This window comes from Streptomyces sp. 8N706 (genome assembly GCF_052245415.1).
In the GTDB taxonomy this organism is placed as follows: Bacteria; Actinomycetota; Actinomycetes; order Streptomycetales; family Streptomycetaceae; genus Streptomyces.
In genome coordinates, this window is sequence record NZ_JBQQBW010000005.1 from 1 (window position 1) to 17996 (window position 17996).

Here is a 17996-nt window from a genome sequence, read left to right on the forward strand (position 1 = left end):
CCCCACGCTGCCGGTGCTCCATCTGCGCGCCCAGGCCGCGGCGACGGGCGAGGCGGCCGACCGGGAGCTGTGCGAGCTGCTCGACGGCGACCTCACGGACGACGTCCGGCACGCGGAGGCGCTGCGCCGGCTGCGGCTCCATCCGGCGCTGGAGCAGGCCCGCCGGGACACGGTCCGTTACGCGGAGGACGCGCGTGCGACGCTGGCACCCCTGCCCGACTGCCCGGCGAAGGCCGCTCTGGAAGCGCTCTGCGACGCGGTGGTCCACCGCGCGGGCTGACCCGGGGGTGGCACGTCCGGGCGGGCGGACGGCGGTCCGCGCATCGCGCCGGGTTGCCCCGGCGGTGGTCCTCTGCGTGGGCCGACCGCGCGGTCGTGTACTGCCGCCGGCGCTGCATCGGGCCGGGCTGAGCCGCCTTCCGTGCGTGCGGTGAGCCCTTAGGGGGGCGCTCCACTTCCGGCGGTACACGCTCCGCCAAGCGGACGGGGCGTCTCATCCTGTAGGCGTACACCGAGTTGATCCCGTCGGTTGACGCATGGACCATGGCCGGTTTGGTGGGATTAGTAGCACAAGCGCGGCGGGCACAGTGACAATGTCCGCGAGACGAGCCCACGGGTGCTACGCGATCAACCGCCGCCGACCACGGAGGTAGGGCAGATGCTCAAGAAGCGACCGGTACAGGTCACCGACGCATGGGATGCGGAAGACGACGACGCGCCACCGAGGCACAGGACGGCGCGGTACGTGGTCCCGGTCGCGGTGGCGGGAGTCGCGGCCGTGACGATCGGACTCGTCCCGGCGTTTGCGGGCGCCGGTGCCCCCGATCTGCCGGAGATCTCGGCGGAGCAGCTCATCGCGAAGGTCGCCGAGTCGGATGTGCAGCAGCTGTCCGGCACGGTCAAGGTCAACACCGACCTCGGCCTCCCGTCCCTGCCGGGCTCCGGGGCGGGCGGCGCCAATGTCTTCAGCGGCGGCCCGAACGGCGAGGGCGGCAAGGACGGCGCGGCGGCCGCCGACCCGCAGGCGAAGCTGATGGAGCTGGCGACCGGGTCGCACACCCTGCGGGTCGCCGCGGATGACCCCGACCGGCACCGGCTGTCGGTCATCGACGACGCCGCCGAGTACAGCCTGATCCACAACGGCGGAGAGGTGTGGGCGTACGACTCGGCCGCCAACGCCGCGTACCACGCGAGCGCCCCGGCGGACGGGAGCGCGAAGTCCCGCGAGCGGGAGGCGCTGCCCAAGGACGTCACGCCCCAGGAGTTCGCGCGGCAGGCCCTGAAGGCCGTGGACAGCACAACGTCCGTGAAGGTCGACGGCACGGCGCGGGTCGCCGGGCGGGACGCCTACCAGCTGGTGATCCGGCCCAAGCAGACGGAATCCACGGTCGGTTCGGTCCGGATCGCGGTGGACGCGCAGAACGGCGTCCCGCTGAAGTTCACACTCTCGCCGGAGAGCGGCGGCAAGGCCATCGTCGACGCGGGCTTCACCTCGGTGGACTTCGCCAAGCCCGACGAGAGCACCTTCGCCTTCACGCCGCCGAAGGGCGCCGAGGTCACCGAGCAGAAGGAGTTCGACAGGAAGGGTGGCCGGGGCTGGCAGCCCGAGCCGGATCTCGACCTGCCCCTCGGGCCGTCGGCCGGTTCCGGAGGCCTGGGCGGCCTGAACGTCATCGGCGAGGGCTGGACCTCCGTCGCCGAACTGAAGGCCCCGGACCGTACGAACTCCCCGTCCGCCGGTTCCGGTGATGACAAAATGCCCCAGGAGGCGCGGGGCTTCATGGACAGCCTCGGTGACAAGGTCAGCGGGAAGTTCGGCAAGGGCACGGTCTTCAGCACCCGCCTGGTCAACGCCCTGATGACCGAGGACGGCGGGCTCTACGTCGGCGCGGTCGACAAGGACGCCCTGGTCAAGGCGGCGAACGAGGCCCAGTAGGCCACCTGGTCGGCGGCCGGCCGAGAAGGCCGCCTGGTCGGCGACGAGGTGACGTAAGGCCACGCGGACAGCGACGAGGCCCGTAGCCCCGTGGACACCACAGGGGCCCCGCCGCGCGCCACGTGCGGCGGGGCGCCTCCGCACCGCACGATCGGAGGGCGATGGAGGGGTTGACGGCTCGGCCCGGACCGGAGAACGGCCCGGGTCCATCCGGTGTGCCCGGCGCGAACCACGTCATCGAGACGAGGTCGCTCACCAAGCGCTACCGGGGCGGGCAGCTCGCCGTCGACTCGCTCGACCTCGCCGTGCCGCGCGGCAGTGTCTTCGGCTTTCTCGGGGCCAACGGCTCCGGCAAGACCACCACCATCCGTATGCTCCTGGGCCTGATCGAGCCCACCTCCGGCAGCGCCCGCGTCCTGGGCCGCCCCATGCCCCGGGCGGTGCGCCAGGTGCTGCCCGAGGTCGGCGCGCTCATCGAGGGCCCCGCCCACTACGGCTTTCTCTCCGGCCGGGACAATCTCGTCCGGTACGACGCCGCCGACCCCACGGCCGACCCCCGTACCCGGGCCGCCCGTGTGTCGGCCGCTCTCGACAGGGTCGGTCTGTCCGCCGCCGCCGGAAAAAAGGCACGCGCGTACTCGCTCGGTATGAAGCAGCGGCTGGGGTTGGCCGCCGCGCTGCTCCAGCCGCGCCGGCTGCTCGTACTCGACGAGCCGACCAACGGCCTCGACCCGCAGGGCATGCGGGAGATCCGGTCGCTGGTCCACGCGCTGGCCGCCGATGGCACGACGGTCTTCCTCTCCTCGCACCTCCTGGACGAGATCGAGCAGGTGTGCACGCATGCGGCGGTGATGGCGCGGGGCCGCCTCGTGGTGCAGGGGCCGGTCGCCGAGCTGTCGGCGGGGGTGCGCGGCAGGCTGGCCGTCACCACCCCCGATCCGGCCGATGCCGTACGGGTCCTCAAGGAGTACGGCCTGACCGACGTCGCCGTCACCGACGACCGGGTGACGGGCGAACTGCCCGCCACGGACACCCCTGATCTCGCGGAGCTCAATGCCGCACTCGTACGGGCCGAGGTGCGCGTACGGGCCTTCGGCCTCGAACGGGCCTCGCTCGAGGACGCCTTCGTGGCCCTGACCGGAGAGGGCTTCGATGTCGCGGGCTGAGACGGGCGCGGCCGCTGCCGCCGACGGGCCGGGGGACGGGAACGGCGGGCCGGCCGGCGGGCCGAAGGCGAGCGGACCCACGGCGGGTGGACGGGCGATGAGCGGCCCGGCGGGTGGCCCGGCGGCGGTCGGACCCGTGGCGGTCGGACGGAAGGGGGGTCGGCCCCTCGGGCTCTTCCGCAGCGAGCTCGGTACGACCTTCCGCCGCTGGCGGACCCTCGCACTCCTCGGAGTCCTCGCCGCCGTACCCGTCCTCGTCGGCACCGCGGTGAAGATCGAGACGAGCGGTGACGGCTCCATCGGCGAGGGCGGTGGCGGCCCCGCTTTCATCACCCAGGTCACCAACAACGGCCTGTTCCTGGTCTTCACCTCCCTCGCCGCGACCCTGCCCTTCTTTCTCCCGATGACCGTCGGCGTCGTCGCGGGCGATGCCGTCGCCGGGGAGGCGAGCGCCGGGACGCTGCGCTATCTGCTGGTCGCGCCCGCGGGCCGTACCCGGCTGCTGCTCGCCAAGTACACCGCCACGATGGCCTTCTGCCTGGTGGCGACCCTGGTGGTGGCCGCGTCCGCGCTGGCCGCGGGGGCGCTGCTGTTCCCGCTCGGCGATGTCACCCTGATCTCCGGCACCACGGTGTCGTTCGATGAGGGCCTGGTACGGGCGGTGGGCGTCGCCGCGGCCGTCGCGGCCTCGCTGACCGGTGTCGCCGCGCTCGGCCTCTTCGTCTCCACGCTGACCGACAGCGGTGTCGCGGCGATGGCGACCACCGTGGGCATCCTGATCACCGTGCAGATCGTCGATACGATCCCGCAGCTGCACGCGGTCCATCCGTATCTCTTTCCGCACTACTGGCTGAGCTTCGCGGACCTGCTGCGGGAGCCGGTCTACTGGGACCAACTGCTGCGCAACCTCGGCCTCCAGGGCGTGTACGCGGCCGTGTTCGGAGCGGCGGCCTGGGCGCGGTTCACCTCCCGTGACATCACCGTGTGACCGCGCGGGGTCCGGTGCGGGCGGACGGCACGGCCAGGGCCCCGGATGACGTCGGGGGAATCCGGAGCCCTGACACGACGGCAGCACGCCACTCGGCATCGGCCCCGGCACGCACCCCGGCAGCGAGCTTCGGCAACGCGGCTCGGCAGCCGGTCCGCGCCCCTGCCTCACGTTCCTCAGGTGCCTCAGAAGGTGAGCTTCCAGCTGTCGATATAGCCGGTGTCCTGTGCGGCCACGTCCTGGACCCGCAGCTTCCAGGAGCCGTTCGCGACCTCGCCGGAGGCGTTGACGCTGTAGGTGGCGATGACGTCGTCCGATGAGTCCGGACCGCCGGCCGCCTTCAGCGGATACGCGGTCCCGTCGGGCGCGAGCAGGTCGACCGACAGGTCTCCGCGCCAGGTGTGCTTGATGTCGACGCTCACCCGGAGGGCGGAGGGCGCGTTGCCCGTACGGCCGGTGACCTCGAGCGCCGAGGTCACCGCCGCGCCGTTGTCCGGAATGGGTACATCGGTGGTGGTCTCGAAGACCGTGCCGGGCTGGGCGGTCTCCGTGCCCAGAGTCCACACCGCGTGGGCGATGGCGTCGCTGTTGCGGTCGAGGGCGGTGTCGTTGATGTTCGACGCCGTGTCGCAGGAGGAGTGATAGCAGCGGTCGAAGGCCTGGCCGGCGGTGCCGCCCCACTTCTGCGCCTGGGCGGAGGTCTTGGTGTAGCCGGCGCCGGTGAAGAGGCCGCCCACGGGGACGCCGGCGTTCTTGAACGGGGCGTGGTCGGAGCGGCCGTCGCCCTCGGTCTCGATCTCGGTGGGCACGCCGAGGCCCGCGAAATAGTCCTTGAATGTCCGCTCGATCGTCGGGTCGTCGTCGTAGACGAAGTAACCCGGGTTCGGTGAGCCGATCATGTCGAAGTTCAGATACCCGGAGATCTTGGAACGCTCGGCGGGCGGCAGGTTGTTGACGTAGTACTTCGATCCGATCAGCCCGAGCTCCTCCGCGCCCCACCAGGCGAACCGCAGATGCTTTGTGGGGTGCAGCGCCGCGCGGGAGACGGCGAGGGCGGTCTCCAGGACGGCCGCGGAGCCCGAACCGTTGTCGTTGATCCCGGCGCCCGCGCTGACCGAGTCGAGGTGGGCCCCGGCCATGAGGACCGTGCCGGTGTCGCCGCCGGGCCAGTCGGCTATCAGGTTGTAGCCGGTCGAGCCGCTGGAGGTGAACTGCTGGAGGGTGGTGGTGAAGCCCGCCGCGTCCAGCTTGCCCTTCACATAGTCGACCGAGGCTTTGAAGCCGGGCCGTCCGTGGGCGCGGTTGCCGTTGTTGGCGGTGGCGATCGACTGGAGTGAGCTCAGATGCGCCTTGACGTTGGCGAGCGGGATGTCGGGCGCGGCGAGCGCGGCGGTCCGTACGGGCGCGGGGCTTACGTGCGCAGGGCCAACATGCGTGGCGGGAGCGGACCGTAGGGGTGCGGGAGGCGCGGCGGCCGCGCCCGGGGCCGAGGCGACCAGCCCGGCGAGCGCACCGGCCGCCGCGCCGGCGGTGGCGGCCCGGCGCAGCCAGGATCTTCGGGCGCGGCTCCGGTGGGTGCGGGGGGTGTGTGGCGACATGGTGGGGCGCTCCGGATTCCGAACGGACAGGGACGGAACGAACAGGCAGCCCTGCGGCTTGGGTGACCACAGGGCGCTGGAGCTGAACATTTCTTGACGCGAGCATGATGCTCGGGCGGCCCTGGCGAGACGTCAAGGGCGGAATCCGGACACCATGCGCCGGATATCGGTCCAACGGCGCGGCCGAAGGGATCAGTTGGGCCCGGGGGTGAGGAAGACGACGGGCGCTGTGGTGGCGCCCGGCCCGGTCGACGCCGTTCCGCCGCGGTCGTGAACCGACGGCAGTCCGGCTGCACCCCGACGACGCCGGGTAACACGCACTCGCGGCCGCCATCGCCCCCTGGTCGTCGCCCGGGCGGCTGGGGCCGTTGCTGCCCGCTCTCCTGCTGCTGCGCTACGGTGAACTGACGTTCGTGGAGCAAGGGGTGGGGGAAAATGAACATGTCCGTATGGCGGCGCGGGGGAGTCTCGCTGATAGCGGTGGCCGTGCTCGCCGGAGCCGCGGGGTGCCAGGGTGACGGCGAGGGAAAGGCCTCCGGCGCATCGCGGAAGGACGCCGACCAGCAGTCCTCCGGACGTACGCCGACGCAGGTCATCGCAGCCGCCTTCAAGAAGACGGAGGCCGCGAAGTCGGCCAAGGTCCGGATGACCATGTCGATGCCCGGCATCGGCGGGGACAACGGCGAGACGGTGATGTCCGGCGTCATGGGCTGGAACCCGACGGTGATGGACATGACCACCACGGGTCCCCTGTCGGTGTCCGCCCCGGGCGTGCCGAAGAAGGTCCGGATGATCTGGCGCGATGACGTCATGTACATGGACATGGGCTCGAAGGCCGGTAAGGAGACGGACGGCAAGCGCTGGATGAAGCTCGACCTCGCCGCCGCCGCGAAGGCCTCCGGGGACGAAAAGCTCGCCCAGCGGATGACCGGCAGCCTCGACGGTATGAACCAGGACCCGGCGAAGCAGCTGGCGACGCTCCTGGAGTCGCCCAACATCCGGCACGTCGGCACCCAGAAAGTCGACGGCGAGCAGGCCGAGCACTACAAGGGCACGCTCACGGTCGAGGACATGGTGAACGCCGACAAGTCCCAGCTCGGCGAGAAGGAGCGCCAAGAGCTCCTGAAGACCATGCGGAAGTCGAAGATCAAGGGCTACGACACCGAGGTCTGGGTCAACGAGGACGACCTCCCGGTAAAGATGGTCCTGGGGATGAAGACGCCTCAGGGGTCGCTCACGGTGAAGACGCACTACTACGACTACGGCGCCCCGGTGACGGTCGAGGCTCCGCCCGCCGCAGAGACCTTCGACGTCTTCTCGATGCTGAAGGACCGCGGCACGGAGGCCGGAGAACCTCAGCTCTGACCGCTGTCGTCCGCAGCGGACCGCCCGTCGCCGTCACGGTGGCGGGCGGTCCGCGCGGTCCTTCGTTCGCAAGCTCCTGGTCAGTTCAGGTGAAGTCGCCTGTCTTCACGCTTGTTATGAAGGCGGTCCATGCCGCGGTGGGGAAGATCAGGGCGGGGCCGTGGGGGTTTTTGCTGTCGCGGACGGGGACGAGGCCGGGGTAGCCGTCCGCGACCTCGACGCAGGACCCCCCGTCGGCGTTGCTGTGGCTGCTCTTGTGCCAGGAGGCAGTGCTCAGGTCCGGGGTGGTTCGCATGGCGTCCAGTCCTCCATCGCCGCTCGGATCATCGCCTCAGAGTCGTAAGGCGAGAGGGCCATGGCCCTGAGCAGATCGTAGGACTCTTGGCACTTTGCCACCGTGTCGCGGTCTTCGAAGATGGTCCCGGACCGGCTGCCCTCTTCGTAGACGACCAGTGGCTGGTCCGGCACCGTGTAGAGGTCCAGTTGCGAACTGCCCAGCAGTTCTGGGTGCTCGCCTGCCGTGAACGGCAACACCTGGAGGGTGATGTGTGGTGCCGCCGCACGCTCGATCAGCACCGTCATCTGGTGATGCATCAGCTCCGGCCGACCAACCCGACGGCGAAGCACCGCCTCGTCCAGAATGAACCAGCAACGCGGAGGTTTTGGGCGGCTCAACCGTGCCTGTCGGTCGATCCGAGCCTTTACCATCGCCTCGATTTCTGCCTCTGGGGCTTGTGGATGTCCGCAGCGAAGCCACCGCTCCGCGAACTCGGGAGTCTGGAGCAGACCGTGAACGGTGCCGCTCACGAAGGACTCGATGACCGTCGCCCGGCTCTCGATCTCCATCACCCTGCGATATTTGCCGGGGAACGGCTCTTTCTTGGCCACCGCGTGCAGGCGGGCGAAGTGCCCGTCCGTGCCGAAGCACGCGTCCAGACTCGACGGCAGGTCGTCGTACGGCAGTGACTCCGCCGTCTCGATCCGCGCAAGGTGGGACTTGCTGTAGTTCAGGACTTCGGCGAGCCGTCGTAACGACATGTTGTTCTTCTCGCGGTGACGGCGCACTTCGGCGCCGAAAAGGTCACGCACGGACCGGTCCGGTGAGAGGTCACCGGGTTGGAACTTCATTGCCCCTTCTTCCCCCGTCCCCTGGCGTGGACGGGGACGGCAACCCTCTGTCGAGGGTAGCTGCGCAGGGCGACGATGGAGATACACATGGTGATTGTTCGCTCATCCAAGGGCGGATGACGCCAAGGGCCCCGGCAACCGCTGCAATCGGTCCCGGGGCATGGCCAACGCTGCACAAGGAACGCCGACATGGTTCAGCATATTGCCCGCTGTCCTGCCCGGGTGAGGGATTGCGCCCCTCGGACTCCCCGGCCTCAACGGGACGTCTCATCCGTCGACTTGGGCCCTGAGGCCCGTACGGTCATCGTGCGGCCCTGGGATCCTCCGTATCTTCCCCGGGCGTACGGCAGGCGGGCCGAGGAGCCGTTCGAGTCCGACGTCATCGCCCTGGTGCGCCCGTACGTCCTCGCGGAGGAATCGCGGCAGTTGCGGTGTGCAGCGGTATCGCCGGACATCGACGCGGCAGGGCCGTACCGGATCCCCGGCGTGGCGGTCGCCTGATGGATGCCGCCGGCCGACCCGCGCCCGTCCGTATGTGTGTCCGCTGCCAGCGCGTCACGGAAACCCCGGTCCTCGTCCAGGAGGTGCACAGCAACAGCGGCCCCGGCTGGAACGTGTACGCCTGCCCCGGCTGCGCTCCGCACATCCCGCCGTCCTCGGACGTGCTCGACCTCCTCGATGCGGCGCGGCGCCGCCGCGGGGAGGAGGCAGGCCGGTGAACGATGCCACGCGGCCCCGAGCCGGACAGTCCCGGATGACCTTGCGCGTCTACACCGCGACGCGCGACGGCGTGGTGGTGGAGGAACGGGCGGAGGTGCATGTCCTTGCCGGTGATGCCCTGCCGCCCCTGATGTCCCATACCTACCCGCCCTGCCAGTGCCCCCGCCACCGTCCCCGGTAGCCCGCCACCGTCCCGGGTAGTACGCCACGTTCCGCGGCCGGTGTGCCGGGACGGGCGCCCGCGTCGGTGTGCCACGACAGGCGCCCCTGCGCCGGTGTGCCAGGTCGGGCGCTCACGCCGCCGGGTCGGGCGCTCACGCCGCCGGGACGGGCTCCGCGCCGCCGGGTCGGGCGCGTCGAACGGTGGGGCGCGTCGAACGGTGGGGCGCGCCGGAGGTCAGCCTTTGAGCGCCGCGGCGACCGAGTCGGCGATCGGGGTGGTCGGCCGGCCGATGAGACGGCTCAGGTCCCCCGGGGTCGCGGCCAGTTCGCCGCGGGCGATGCCGGTGTCGGCGTCGGAGAGGGCCTCGGCGATCGTTGCCGGGAAACCCGCATTCGCCAGCACCTCGCGGTACTTCTCGACGGGCAGCTCCGTGTACGCGATGTCCTTGCCGGACTGCCGGGCGACCTCCGCCGCGTACTCGGTGAGGGACCAGGTGGTGTCGCCGCTCAGCTCGTACACCGTGTTCTCGTGCCCGTCGCCGGTGAGGACCGCGGCCGCGGCGGCCGCGAAGTCGCCGCGGGAGGCGCTGGCCACCCGGCCGTCGCCCGCGCTGCCGACGACGGCCCCGTGGGCGAGCACGGCGCCGAGGTTCGCGGTGTAGTTCTCGTTGTACCAGCCGTTGCGCAGGAGGGTGTACGGCAGTCCGGAGTCGCGGATGACCTGCTCGGTCGCGTTGTGTTCCCGGGCGAGGAGCATGGTCGTGGCCGGGCCGCCGAGGATGCCGGTGTACGCGAGCAGCGCTGCTCCGGCCTCCTTCGCGGCCTCCACGACGGCGGTGTGCTGCGGCACTCGGACCCCGACCTCGCTGCTGGAGATCAGCAGTACCTTGTCCCCGGCGTGGAAGGCCCCCTTGAGCGTCCGGGGGTCGTTGTAGTCCGCGATCCGCAGCTCCACGCCGCGCGAAGCGAGGTCGGCGGCCTTCTCCGCACTGCGTACGACGGCTGCGACCAGGTCGGCCGGGATCTTTGCCAGCAGTTCGTCGATGACGAGACGGCCCAGTTGGCCGGTGGCTCCGGTGACGACAATGCTCATGGTGTTTCCCCGTTTCTACGGCTTCATCCTGTGGTGCCCGAACGCCACTCACCGTAGATCGGATGGCTAACTTTTTTAAAGTACCCACTTCAAAGTAAGGTACTGGCATGTCCGTAAGCAGAGTGCGGGACGAGCTGGAAGCGCTCGTCGCCGACAAGAACGCCGCTGACTGCCCAGCCCGACTGGTGCTGGAGCACATCACCAGCCGCTGGGGCGTGCTCGTGCTGGGCGCGCTGCTCGACGGGTCGCTCAGGTTCAGCGAGCTGCGCGGAATCATGGGCGGTGTCAGCGAGAAGATGCTGGCCCAGACGCTCCGGACCCTGGAGCGCGACGGGTTTGTGCACCGCCACGCCCACCCCGTCATCCCGCCGCGCGTGGACTACTCCCTCACCGGACTCGGTGAGGAGGCGGCGCGTCAGGTGTGGGCGCTCGTGCAGTGGGTCGACGGCCGCGTGTCGGACGTCGAGGCCGCCCGGGAGCGGTACGACGCGGCACGGGAGCAGTACGACGCGGCCCGGGAGGAACACGACGCGGCCCGGACCTGAGCACTCAGGTCCGGGCCGCGGGGGTCGTAGTGACGGGGCGATCAGCCGACGACCGTCCAGGTGTCGTTGCCGGTGAGCAGGGCGGCGAGGTCGCCCTTGCCGCAGCGCTCCACCGCCCCCTCCAACTGGTCGGCCATCAGCGTGTCGTACACGGGACGCTGCACGCTCCGCAGTACGCCGATGGGGGTGTGGTGCAGGGTGTCCGGGTCCGCGAGTCGGGACAGGGCGAAGGCGGTGGTCGGCGAGGCCGCGTGGGCGTCGTGCACCAGCACGTCGCCCGTCCCCTCCGACGTGACGTCGATGACCCGGAGGTCACCGGTCGCCGGGTCCCGTACGACGCCCTTCGACCCGAGGCCGTCCTCCGCCGGGGCGCCGAAGCGGATCGGCTGCCCGTGCTCCAGCCGGATGACCGCTTCCTGGGCCTGCTCCTTGTCCTTGAGGACCTCGAAGGCGCCGTCGTTGAAGATGTTGCAGTTCTGGTAGATCTCGACGAGCGCCGTGCCCGGATGGGCGGCGGCCTCACGCAGCACACCGGTGAGGTGCTTGCGGTCGGAGTCGACCGTACGGGCCACGAAGGACGCCTCCGCGCCGATCGCGAGCGACACCGGGTTGAAGGGGGCGTCCAGCGATCCCATCGGTGTGGACTTCGTGATCTTGCCCACCTCGGAGGTGGGCGAGTACTGGCCCTTGGTGAGGCCGTAGATCCGGTTGTTGAACAGCAGGATCTTGAGGTTCACATTGCGGCGCAGCGCATGGATGAGGTGGTTGCCGCCGATCGACAGCGCGTCGCCGTCACCGGTGACCACCCACACCGACAGATCCCTGCGGGAGGAGGCGAGGCCGGTGGCGATGGCGGGGGCACGTCCGTGGATGGAGTGCATCCCGTAGGTGTTCATGTAGTACGGGAAGCGGGAGGAGCAGCCGATGCCGGAGACGAAGACGATGTTCTCCTTCGCCAGGCCGAGTTCGGGCATGAAGCCCTGGACGGCGGCGAGGACGGCGTAGTCACCGCAACCGGGGCACCAGCGCACTTCCTGGTCGGACTTGAAGTCCTTCATGGACTGCTTGGCATCGGCCTTGGGCACCAGGGAGAGCGCGTCGACCCCCGACCGGCCCTCCGTCACCGTCTCAGTCATCGATGGCCTCCTTGAGCACATGCGCGAGCTGTTCGGCCTTGAACGGCATCCCGTTGACCTGGGTGAAGGAACGGGCGTCGACCAGATACTTCGCCCGCAGCAGGGTCGCGAGCTGGCCGAGGTTCATCTCCGGTACGACCACCTTCTCGTAACGCCCCAGTACCTCGCCGAGATTCCGGGGGAAGGGGTTGAGGTGGCGCAGATGGGCCTGGGCGACCCGGCGGCCGGCCGCGCGGGTACGGCGTACGGCCGCGGTGATCGGCCCGTAGGTCGAACCCCAGCCCAGGACCAGGACGTCGGCGTCCCCGGTGGGGTCGTCCACCGTGACGTCGGCGACGTCGATGCCGTCGACCTTGGCCTGGCGGGTGCGGACCATGAAGTCGTGGTTGGCCGGGTCGTAGGAGATGTTGCCCGTGCCGTCCTGCTTCTCGATGCCGCCGATCCGGTGCTCCAGGCCCGGCGTGCCCGGCACGGCCCACGGCCGGGCCAGGGTCTGCGGATCCCGCTTGTAAGGCCAGAAGACCTCGGTGCCGTCCTCGGTGGTGTGGTTGGGGCCGGTGGCGAACTGCACCCGCAGATCGGGGAGTTCCTCCAGGTCCGGGATGCGCCACGGCTCGGAGCCATTGGCCAGATAGCCGTCGCTCAGCAGAAACACCGGGGTCCGGTACGTCAGCGCGACCCGGGCCGCCTCCAGTGCGGCGTCGAAGCAGTCCGCGGGCGTGGCGGGGGCGATGACCGGCACCGGCGCCTCGCCGTTGCGCCCGTACATCGCCTGCAGCAGGTCCGCCTGCTCGGTCTTGGTGGGCAGCCCCGTCGAGGGGCCGCCGCGCTGGATGTCGACGATCAGCAGCGGAAGCTCCAGCGACACCGCCAGTCCGATCGTCTCCGACTTCAGCGCCACCCCCGGGCCCGAGGTCGTCGTCACCGCGAGCGCACCGCCGAACGCCGCGCCCAGCGCGGCGCCGATCCCGGCGATCTCGTCCTCGGCCTGGAAGGTCCGCACGCCGAAGTTCTTGTGCTTCGACAGCTCATGCAGGATGTCGGAGGCCGGGGTGATCGGGTACGAGCCGAGGTACAGCGGCAGATCCGCCTGCTGGGAGGCGGCCACCAGCCCGTAGGACAACGCCAGGTTCCCCGAGATGTTGCGGTAGGTGCCCGGCGGGAACGCCTTGGCGGCCGGCGCGACCTCATAGGAGACGGCGAAGTCCTCCGTGGTCTCACCGAAGTTCCAACCCGCCCGGAAGGCCGTGACGTTCGCCTCCGCGACCTGCGGCTTCTTCGCGAACTTCGACCGCAGGAACCGCTCGGTCCCCTCCGTGGGCCGGTGGTACATCCACGACAGCAGACCCAGCGCGAACATGTTCTTGCTGCGCTCGGCCTCCTTCCGCGACAGCTCGAAGTCCTTGAGCGCCTCGACCGTCAGCGTGGTGAGCGGCACCGGGTGCACCGCGTACGCCTGGAGGGACCCGTCGTCCAGGGGCGAGGCCGCGTAGCCCACCTTGGCCATGGCCCGCTTGGTGAACTCGTCGGTGTTCACGATGATGTCCGCGCCCCGCGGCACATCCGCCAGGTTCGCCTTCAGCGCCGCCGGGTTCATCGCCACCAGGACGTTCGGCGCGTCACCGGGGGTGAGGATGTCGTGGTCGGCGAAGTGCAGCTGGAAGCTGGAGACTCCCGGGAGCGTCCCGGCAGGGGCCCGGATCTCCGCCGGGAAGTTCGGCAGCGTCGACAGATCGTTCCCGAAGGACGCGGTCTCGGAAGTGAACCGGTCACCCGTCAGCTGCATACCGTCACCGGAGTCACCCGCGAAACGGATGATCACCCGGTCCAGACGGCGGATCTCCTTGCCGGGACCCCGCTGTCCCCCCGGGGCTGCCCCTTCGGCCTCCTCGGCCTGTCCGGGCTGCTCAGCCCGCTCTGCAGGTTCGGGCTGGGTACTGACCTGGCTGGTCACTGAACTGGACCTCCTTCGAGGCGGCGGCTCGGCTCTGCCATACCGACCGGTTGTTCCGTCGGCCACTCTACGTCGGTAAGGGTCGCCTTCCCTGGAAGTGTCACATAGTGGAATGAAGGATGAGACATCTGCTTGTGCTGGTTCGTCATGTTTCACCCGCACCTCCGTGCTCTCTCGATCGGCGCTTCCGGCTCATCTCTTGGTCTTAGGACCATGGGTGGAAGCTGTCCGCCGTACGGCGAGCCCGCCGCGCCACTGATGGAACGACCGGGCCGTCAGGAGTTCGGACACCGGGCCGTCAGGAGTTCAGATAAGTGAGCACGGCCAGTACGCGGCGGTGATCCCCGTCACTCTTCGAGAGCCCCAGCTTCGGAAAGATATTGCTGATGTGCTTCTCGACCGCGCCGTCGCTGACCACCAGCTGCCGGGCGATCGCCGAGTTCGTCCGCCCCTCGGCCATCAGCCCCAGCACCTCCCGCTCCCGCGGGGTGAGGCCGGCCAGCACGTCCTGCTTGCGGCTGCGGCCCAGCAGCTGGGCGACGACCTCCGGGTCCAGCGCGGTGCCGCCTCCGGCCACGCGGACCACGGCGTCCACGAACTCCCGGACCTCGGCCACCCGGTCCTTGAGGAGATAGCCGACGCCCCGGCTGCTGCCGGCCAGCAGCTCCGTCGCGTACTGCTCCTCGACGTACTGCGACAGCACCAGCACCCCGAGCCCGGGGTGGTCGCGGCGCAGCCGCACCGCCGCCCGTACGCCCTCGTCGGTGTGTGTCGGCGGCATCCGGACGTCGGCCACGACCACGTCCGGCAACGCGCCGTCGTCCGCCATCTCGCCGATGGCCTTGACCAGAGCTTCCGCGTCGCCGACCCCGGCGACCACCTCGTGCCCCCGGTCGGTCAGCAGCCGGGTCAGGCCCTCCCGGAGCAGCACCGAATCCTCGGCGATGACCACCCGCACCCTGTCTTCCGCGTCGTCCACGTGCCAGTCCCCCGCTCGCTCTTCCCCCAGGACCCCACGGCTCCCGTGGTGTGCAGCCACCAGCATTCCAGGGCCGGGAGGCCCGCGTCCTCCGGCGGAAGGAGGAATCGGGAGCGGAAGGGGCGTGCTCTGGGTGACAGAAGGGGCGTGCTCTCCGTGACGGGAAGGGGGGTGTCAGCACCGCCAGGGCAGCTCGGCGGTGATGGCCGTACCGCCGCCCTCGGGGGAGTCCACGACGAGGAGGCCGTCGACCGCGTCCAGCCGTGCGGCCAGCCCCGCCAGACCGGAACCGGCCGATGCCGTGGCCCCGCCACGGCCGTTGTCCGTGACCTGGAGCACGATCCGCCCCGCGGCCTGCCATACGTCGATGGTGGCGTGGGTGGCGTGGGCGTGTTTGCTGATGTTTTGGAGGAGTTCGGAGGTGGTGTAGTAGGCGATGCCTTCGATGGCGGGTGCGGGTCGGTGGGGGAGGTGGACGGTGGTGGTGACGGGGGTGGTGCAGCGTGTGGCGAGGGTGGAGAGGGCGGGGCCGAGGCCGCGGTCGGTGAGGATGGCGGGGTGGATGCCGCGGGCGAGGTCGCGGAGTTCTTGGAGGGCGAGTTTCACTTCGCCGTGGGCTTCGTCGACCATGCGGGCGGCGGTGTCGGGGTCTTCGGGGAGTTTTTCCTTGGCGAGGCCGAGGTCCATGGCGAGGGCGACGAGGCGGGCCTGGGCGCCGTCGTGGAGGTCGCGTTCGATACGGCGCAGGTCGGCGGCGGCGGTGTCCACGACCGTCCCACGATCCGACTCCAGCTCCGAGACGCGCGTGGCCAGCCGGGACGGTCCGAGCAGCCCCGCGACCAGCAGCCGGTCCACCTGGGTGAGGCCGCGGATCACCCAGGGTGTGGCGAGGACGAGGAGCAGACCGACGGCCGAGGTCATGGCGATCTCGAACGGGGTGTCGAGGTAGAAGGCGTTGCCCTCGGCGTCGCCGTACAGCTGAAGGCCCGGCTGGTCGGTGTAGCGGTCGATCGGCCACTGCCACAGCGGGTAGAGCAGGAGCCCCCAGCCGTTCGCCCAGAGGACCAGGGAGACGCAGAAGCCGAAGACGGCCCAGGGGAAGTGCAGCACGCAGTAGAGCAGATGGCGCCAGGACGCCCCGTTGCGCAGGATCGCGCCCATCCAGGCCAGCGGCCCGGTGCGGCCCTTCCCGGCGCGTACGGGCCCGGGGGCGGCCACGTCCAGGCGCAGCAGGACGCGGGCCCGGGCGCGCTCCACGGCGCCGAGGCCGCGGGCGCCGGCGAGGGCGACGGCCAGCACCGGGACCCCGAGGAAGGTGATCAGCAGCCCGACGCCGAGTGAGGTCATCGTGATCGCGTAGACGAACATCACGGCGGCGAGGGGCAGGTTCAGCAGCAGGTAGAGGAACTCCCGCCAGGTGCGGCCCTCCAGCGGCGCGCGCAGGGCGGCGGGCATCCGGTGGGCGGCGGTCTGCGGTCCGTATGTGGTGGCCATGGTGTGTCGTCCGTTCTGCGATCCGCTGGATGCGATGCCTGGGCTGGGCCTTGTGCCGGGTGTGCTCTGTGTGCTCTGTGTGCTCTGTGTGCTCCGCGAGCGTGCCGGTTGCGCGGTGTACGGCGGGCGCTGTGTGCGGCCCGCAAGGCGTGGTGCGTGCCTCAAGGCTGCGGGAGCGGGGCGGGCCGGACCATGGAGTCGCTCCCCGTCTCGGGCAGGGGGTTTTCCCCACCCTGTGCGGCGCGGCGGCGGACCGGCCGGCTGCGGACCGGCTGGGACGGGGTGTCAGAGCTCGGAGGTCCAGGGCTGCCGGATGGTGTTCGAGGCCGGGCAGTCCCTGAGGCCAGAGGCCCCGGCAGGTCAGACGCTCGTACGGTGCGAAGGGTCGCCGTACGAGGCGTACGAGGCGGATGAGTCGTAGGAGGCCTATGAGGCGACAGGCGTAACGAGGCGCCGAGGCCTACGAGCCCTTGCGGGACAGACGAGCCTCACGGGTCCGGTGGGGCGGCGTACCGTCCGGCGTACGGTCCCGCCAGGGCAGTTCCGCGGTCACCGTCGTCGGCCCGCCCACCGGCGAGTCGAGCGTGAACAGCCCGTCGACCGCGTCCAGACGTGCGGCCAGTCCGGCCAGTCCGCTTCCGCCGTCCAGCCGCGCTCCGCCGTGCCCGTCGTCCACCACCCGTATCAGCAGTCGCCCCGCGGCCTGCCATACGTCGATGGTGGCGTGGGTGGCGTGGGCGTGTTTGCTGATGTTTTGGAGGAGTTCGGAGGTGGTGTAGTAGGCGATGCCTTCGATGGCGGGTGCGGGTCGGTGGGGGAGGTGGACGGTGGTGGTGACGGGGGTGGTGCAGCGTGTGGCGAGGGTGGAGAGGGCGGGGCCGAGGCCGCGGTCGGTGAGGATGGCGGGGTGGATGCCGCGGGCGAGGTCGCGGAGTTCTTGGAGGGCGAGTTTCACTTCGCCGTGGGCTTCGTCGACCATGCGGGCGGCGGTGTCGGGGTCTTCGGGGAGTTTTTCCTTGGCGAGGCCGAGGTCCATGGCGAGGGCGACGAGGCGGGCCTGGGCGCCGTCGTGGAGGTCGCGTTCGATACGGCGCAGGTCGGCGGCGGCGGTGTCCACGACCGTCCCACGATCCGACTCCAGCTCGGCGATCCGCCGCTCCAGCTCGTCGGACGCGGAGAGCAGGCCGCGCACCATAGCCCGGTCCCCGTTGGTCAGTACGCGGGCGATGAACGGCAGCACCGGCCAGGCCACGAAGAGCGCGGTGAACGCGACGGTGAAGGTGGCGATGCCCCACGGGAGCCGGATGAAGGAGTACAGCACCGTACGCCAGCCGACCGGGTCCTTGAGGCCCGTCCACAGCCAGAGGAAGAAGCCGCCCCGCACGCCGCGGTGCCGGAGCGGGCTCGGCTCGTCGATCCGCAGCCGCAGCAGCCACCGGGCCCGCCCCCGCTCCCACCTGCCCAGCAGCCGCGCGCCGGACAGGCCGATGGCGAGCACGGGCAGGCCGACCACGGTCACCGAGAGCCCCGTGCCCAGGAACAGCCAGCCCACCACGTAGACGAAGCCGAGGATCACCATCGGCAGATTGACGAGGAGGTACGCGATCTCCTTCCAGGTCTGCGCGCCGAAGGCAGAGCGGGCGGGAGGCAGGCGGTCGTCGTCGCCGGCGCCGCCGGACTCAGGGGTGCTTTCGGTCATAGCGGCCAGACTGCCGGGCCCCGTCGACGGGCA

17 protein-coding genes and 1 pseudogene are annotated in these 17996 nt (G+C 70.6%); 9 read left to right on the forward strand and 9 right to left on the reverse strand.

Going from position 1 to position 17996, the window contains the following annotated elements; translation table 11 throughout:
- The 4 genes and pseudogenes from ACTWQE_RS03440 to ACTWQE_RS03455 form a co-directional block, all read left to right on the forward strand.
- Positions 1–280 (forward strand): annotated as a pseudogene (locus ACTWQE_RS03440) (polyprenyl synthetase family protein); the annotation flags it as partial.
- A gap of 378 nt (positions 281–658) precedes the next feature.
- Positions 659–1936, forward strand: a complete 1278-nt coding sequence (locus ACTWQE_RS03445; RefSeq protein WP_443327292.1) for a LolA family protein — start codon at positions 659–661, stop codon at positions 1934–1936.
- 161 nt (positions 1937–2097) lie between these two features.
- A complete protein-coding gene (locus ACTWQE_RS03450) occupies positions 2098–3102 on the forward strand; it encodes an ATP-binding cassette domain-containing protein (RefSeq protein WP_443327293.1) in 1005 nt (334 codons plus the stop codon).
- Positions 3089–4090, forward strand: coding sequence for an ABC transporter permease (locus ACTWQE_RS03455; protein WP_443327294.1), 1002 nt, complete (start codon positions 3089–3091; stop codon positions 4088–4090). The genes ACTWQE_RS03450 and ACTWQE_RS03455 overlap by 14 nt, the downstream gene beginning before the upstream one ends.
- Positions 4091–4275: 185 nt before the next feature.
- Here the strand turns inward: ACTWQE_RS03455 and ACTWQE_RS03460 are convergent, their stop codons facing one another.
- Positions 4276–5688, reverse strand: coding sequence for a M28 family metallopeptidase (locus ACTWQE_RS03460; RefSeq protein ID WP_443327295.1), 1413 nt, complete (start codon positions 5686–5688; stop codon positions 4276–4278).
- Between the two features lie 435 nt (positions 5689–6123).
- Here ACTWQE_RS03460 and ACTWQE_RS03465 point away from each other — a divergent pair, with 435 nt between their 5' ends.
- Positions 6124–7053, forward strand: coding sequence for a hypothetical protein (locus ACTWQE_RS03465; protein ID WP_443327296.1), 930 nt, complete (start codon positions 6124–6126; stop codon positions 7051–7053).
- Between the two features lie 85 nt (positions 7054–7138).
- Here the strand turns inward: ACTWQE_RS03465 and ACTWQE_RS03470 are convergent, their stop codons facing one another.
- Both ACTWQE_RS03470 and ACTWQE_RS03475 read right to left on the reverse strand, forming a co-directional pair.
- Positions 7139–7348, reverse strand: a complete 210-nt coding sequence (locus tag ACTWQE_RS03470) for a DUF397 domain-containing protein (RefSeq protein ID WP_443327297.1) — start codon at positions 7346–7348, stop codon at positions 7139–7141.
- A complete protein-coding gene (locus tag ACTWQE_RS03475; protein WP_443327298.1) occupies positions 7327–8142 on the reverse strand; it encodes a helix-turn-helix domain-containing protein in 816 nt (271 codons plus the stop codon). Before ACTWQE_RS03475 ends, ACTWQE_RS03470 begins: the two co-directional genes overlap by 22 nt.
- 318 nt (positions 8143–8460) lie before the next feature.
- Between ACTWQE_RS03475 and ACTWQE_RS03480 the strand changes: the two genes are divergently transcribed.
- The 3 genes from ACTWQE_RS03480 to ACTWQE_RS03490 are packed head-to-tail and all read left to right on the forward strand — an operon-like array spanning position 8461 to position 9082.
- Positions 8461–8682 (forward strand): hypothetical protein, encoded by a 222-nt coding sequence (locus ACTWQE_RS03480; RefSeq protein ID WP_443327299.1) that lies wholly within the window; start codon positions 8461–8463, stop codon positions 8680–8682.
- Positions 8682–8900, forward strand: a complete 219-nt coding sequence (locus ACTWQE_RS03485; protein WP_443327300.1) for a hypothetical protein — start codon at positions 8682–8684, stop codon at positions 8898–8900. The genes ACTWQE_RS03480 and ACTWQE_RS03485 overlap by 1 nt, the downstream gene beginning before the upstream one ends.
- On the forward strand, positions 8897–9082 hold the full coding sequence (locus ACTWQE_RS03490) for a hypothetical protein (RefSeq protein WP_443327301.1): 186 nt from the start codon (positions 8897–8899) through the stop codon (positions 9080–9082). The genes ACTWQE_RS03485 and ACTWQE_RS03490 overlap by 4 nt, the downstream gene beginning before the upstream one ends.
- Before the next feature lie 216 nt (positions 9083–9298).
- Here the strand turns inward: ACTWQE_RS03490 and ACTWQE_RS03495 are convergent, their stop codons facing one another.
- Positions 9299–10156, reverse strand: a complete 858-nt coding sequence (locus ACTWQE_RS03495) for an SDR family oxidoreductase (protein ID WP_443327302.1) — start codon at positions 10154–10156, stop codon at positions 9299–9301.
- A 107-nt stretch (positions 10157–10263) separates the two neighbouring features.
- On the opposite strand from ACTWQE_RS03495, the gene ACTWQE_RS03500 reads away from it, so the two are divergent.
- Positions 10264–10701 (forward strand): winged helix-turn-helix transcriptional regulator, encoded by a 438-nt coding sequence (locus ACTWQE_RS03500; RefSeq protein WP_443327303.1) that lies wholly within the window; start codon positions 10264–10266, stop codon positions 10699–10701.
- Positions 10702–10742: 41 nt separating this feature from the next.
- Here the strand turns inward: ACTWQE_RS03500 and ACTWQE_RS03505 are convergent, their stop codons facing one another.
- From ACTWQE_RS03505 to ACTWQE_RS03525, 5 genes are all read right to left on the reverse strand, one after another.
- Positions 10743–11837 carry a 2-oxoacid:ferredoxin oxidoreductase subunit beta gene (locus tag ACTWQE_RS03505; protein ID WP_443327304.1) on the reverse strand — a complete coding sequence of 365 codons (1095 nt, stop codon included), beginning with the start codon at positions 11835–11837 and terminating at the stop codon, positions 10743–10745.
- Positions 11830–13791, reverse strand: a complete 1962-nt coding sequence (locus tag ACTWQE_RS03510) for a 2-oxoacid:acceptor oxidoreductase subunit alpha (RefSeq protein WP_443327305.1) — start codon at positions 13789–13791, stop codon at positions 11830–11832. Before ACTWQE_RS03510 ends, ACTWQE_RS03505 begins: the two co-directional genes overlap by 8 nt.
- A gap of 298 nt (positions 13792–14089) precedes the next feature.
- Entirely contained in the window at positions 14090–14749 is a 660-nt protein-coding gene (locus ACTWQE_RS03515) for a LuxR C-terminal-related transcriptional regulator (protein WP_443327415.1), read from the reverse strand.
- Between the two features lie 195 nt (positions 14750–14944).
- The gene (locus ACTWQE_RS03520; protein ID WP_443327306.1) at positions 14945–16264 is read right to left on the reverse strand and encodes a sensor histidine kinase; all 1320 of its coding nucleotides are present in this window, start codon (positions 16262–16264) and stop codon (positions 14945–14947) included.
- Between the two features lie 460 nt (positions 16265–16724).
- Entirely contained in the window at positions 16725–17963 is a 1239-nt protein-coding gene (locus ACTWQE_RS03525) for a sensor histidine kinase (protein WP_443327307.1), read from the reverse strand.
- Positions 17964–17996 lie beyond the last annotated feature (33 nt).

Excerpts from the sequence above, each read along its gene's own strand:
- ACTWQE_RS03445 (WP_443327292.1), top strand. The coding sequence starts at position 659 with ATGCTCAAGAAGCGACCGGTACAGGTCACCGACGCATGGGATGCGGAA.
- ACTWQE_RS03450 (WP_443327293.1), top strand. The coding sequence starts at position 2,098 with ATGGAGGGGTTGACGGCTCGGCCCGGACCGGAGAACGGCCCGGGTCCA.
- ACTWQE_RS03455 (WP_443327294.1), top strand. The coding sequence starts at position 3,089 with ATGTCGCGGGCTGAGACGGGCGCGGCCGCTGCCGCCGACGGGCCGGGG.
- ACTWQE_RS03460 (WP_443327295.1), bottom strand. The coding sequence starts at position 5,688 with ATGTCGCCACACACCCCCCGCACCCACCGGAGCCGCGCCCGAAGATCC.
- ACTWQE_RS03465 (WP_443327296.1), top strand. The coding sequence starts at position 6,124 with ATGAACATGTCCGTATGGCGGCGCGGGGGAGTCTCGCTGATAGCGGTG.
- ACTWQE_RS03470 (WP_443327297.1), bottom strand. The coding sequence starts at position 7,348 with ATGCGAACCACCCCGGACCTGAGCACTGCCTCCTGGCACAAGAGCAGC.
- ACTWQE_RS03485 (WP_443327300.1), top strand. The coding sequence starts at position 8,682 with ATGGATGCCGCCGGCCGACCCGCGCCCGTCCGTATGTGTGTCCGCTGC.
- ACTWQE_RS03495 (WP_443327302.1), bottom strand. The coding sequence starts at position 10,156 with ATGAGCATTGTCGTCACCGGAGCCACCGGCCAACTGGGCCGTCTCGTC.
- ACTWQE_RS03500 (WP_443327303.1), top strand. The coding sequence starts at position 10,264 with ATGTCCGTAAGCAGAGTGCGGGACGAGCTGGAAGCGCTCGTCGCCGAC.
- ACTWQE_RS03505 (WP_443327304.1), bottom strand. The coding sequence starts at position 11,837 with ATGACTGAGACGGTGACGGAGGGCCGGTCGGGGGTCGACGCGCTCTCC.
- ACTWQE_RS03520 (WP_443327306.1), bottom strand. The coding sequence starts at position 16,264 with ATGGCCACCACATACGGACCGCAGACCGCCGCCCACCGGATGCCCGCC.
- ACTWQE_RS03525 (WP_443327307.1), bottom strand. The coding sequence starts at position 17,963 with ATGACCGAAAGCACCCCTGAGTCCGGCGGCGCCGGCGACGACGACCGC.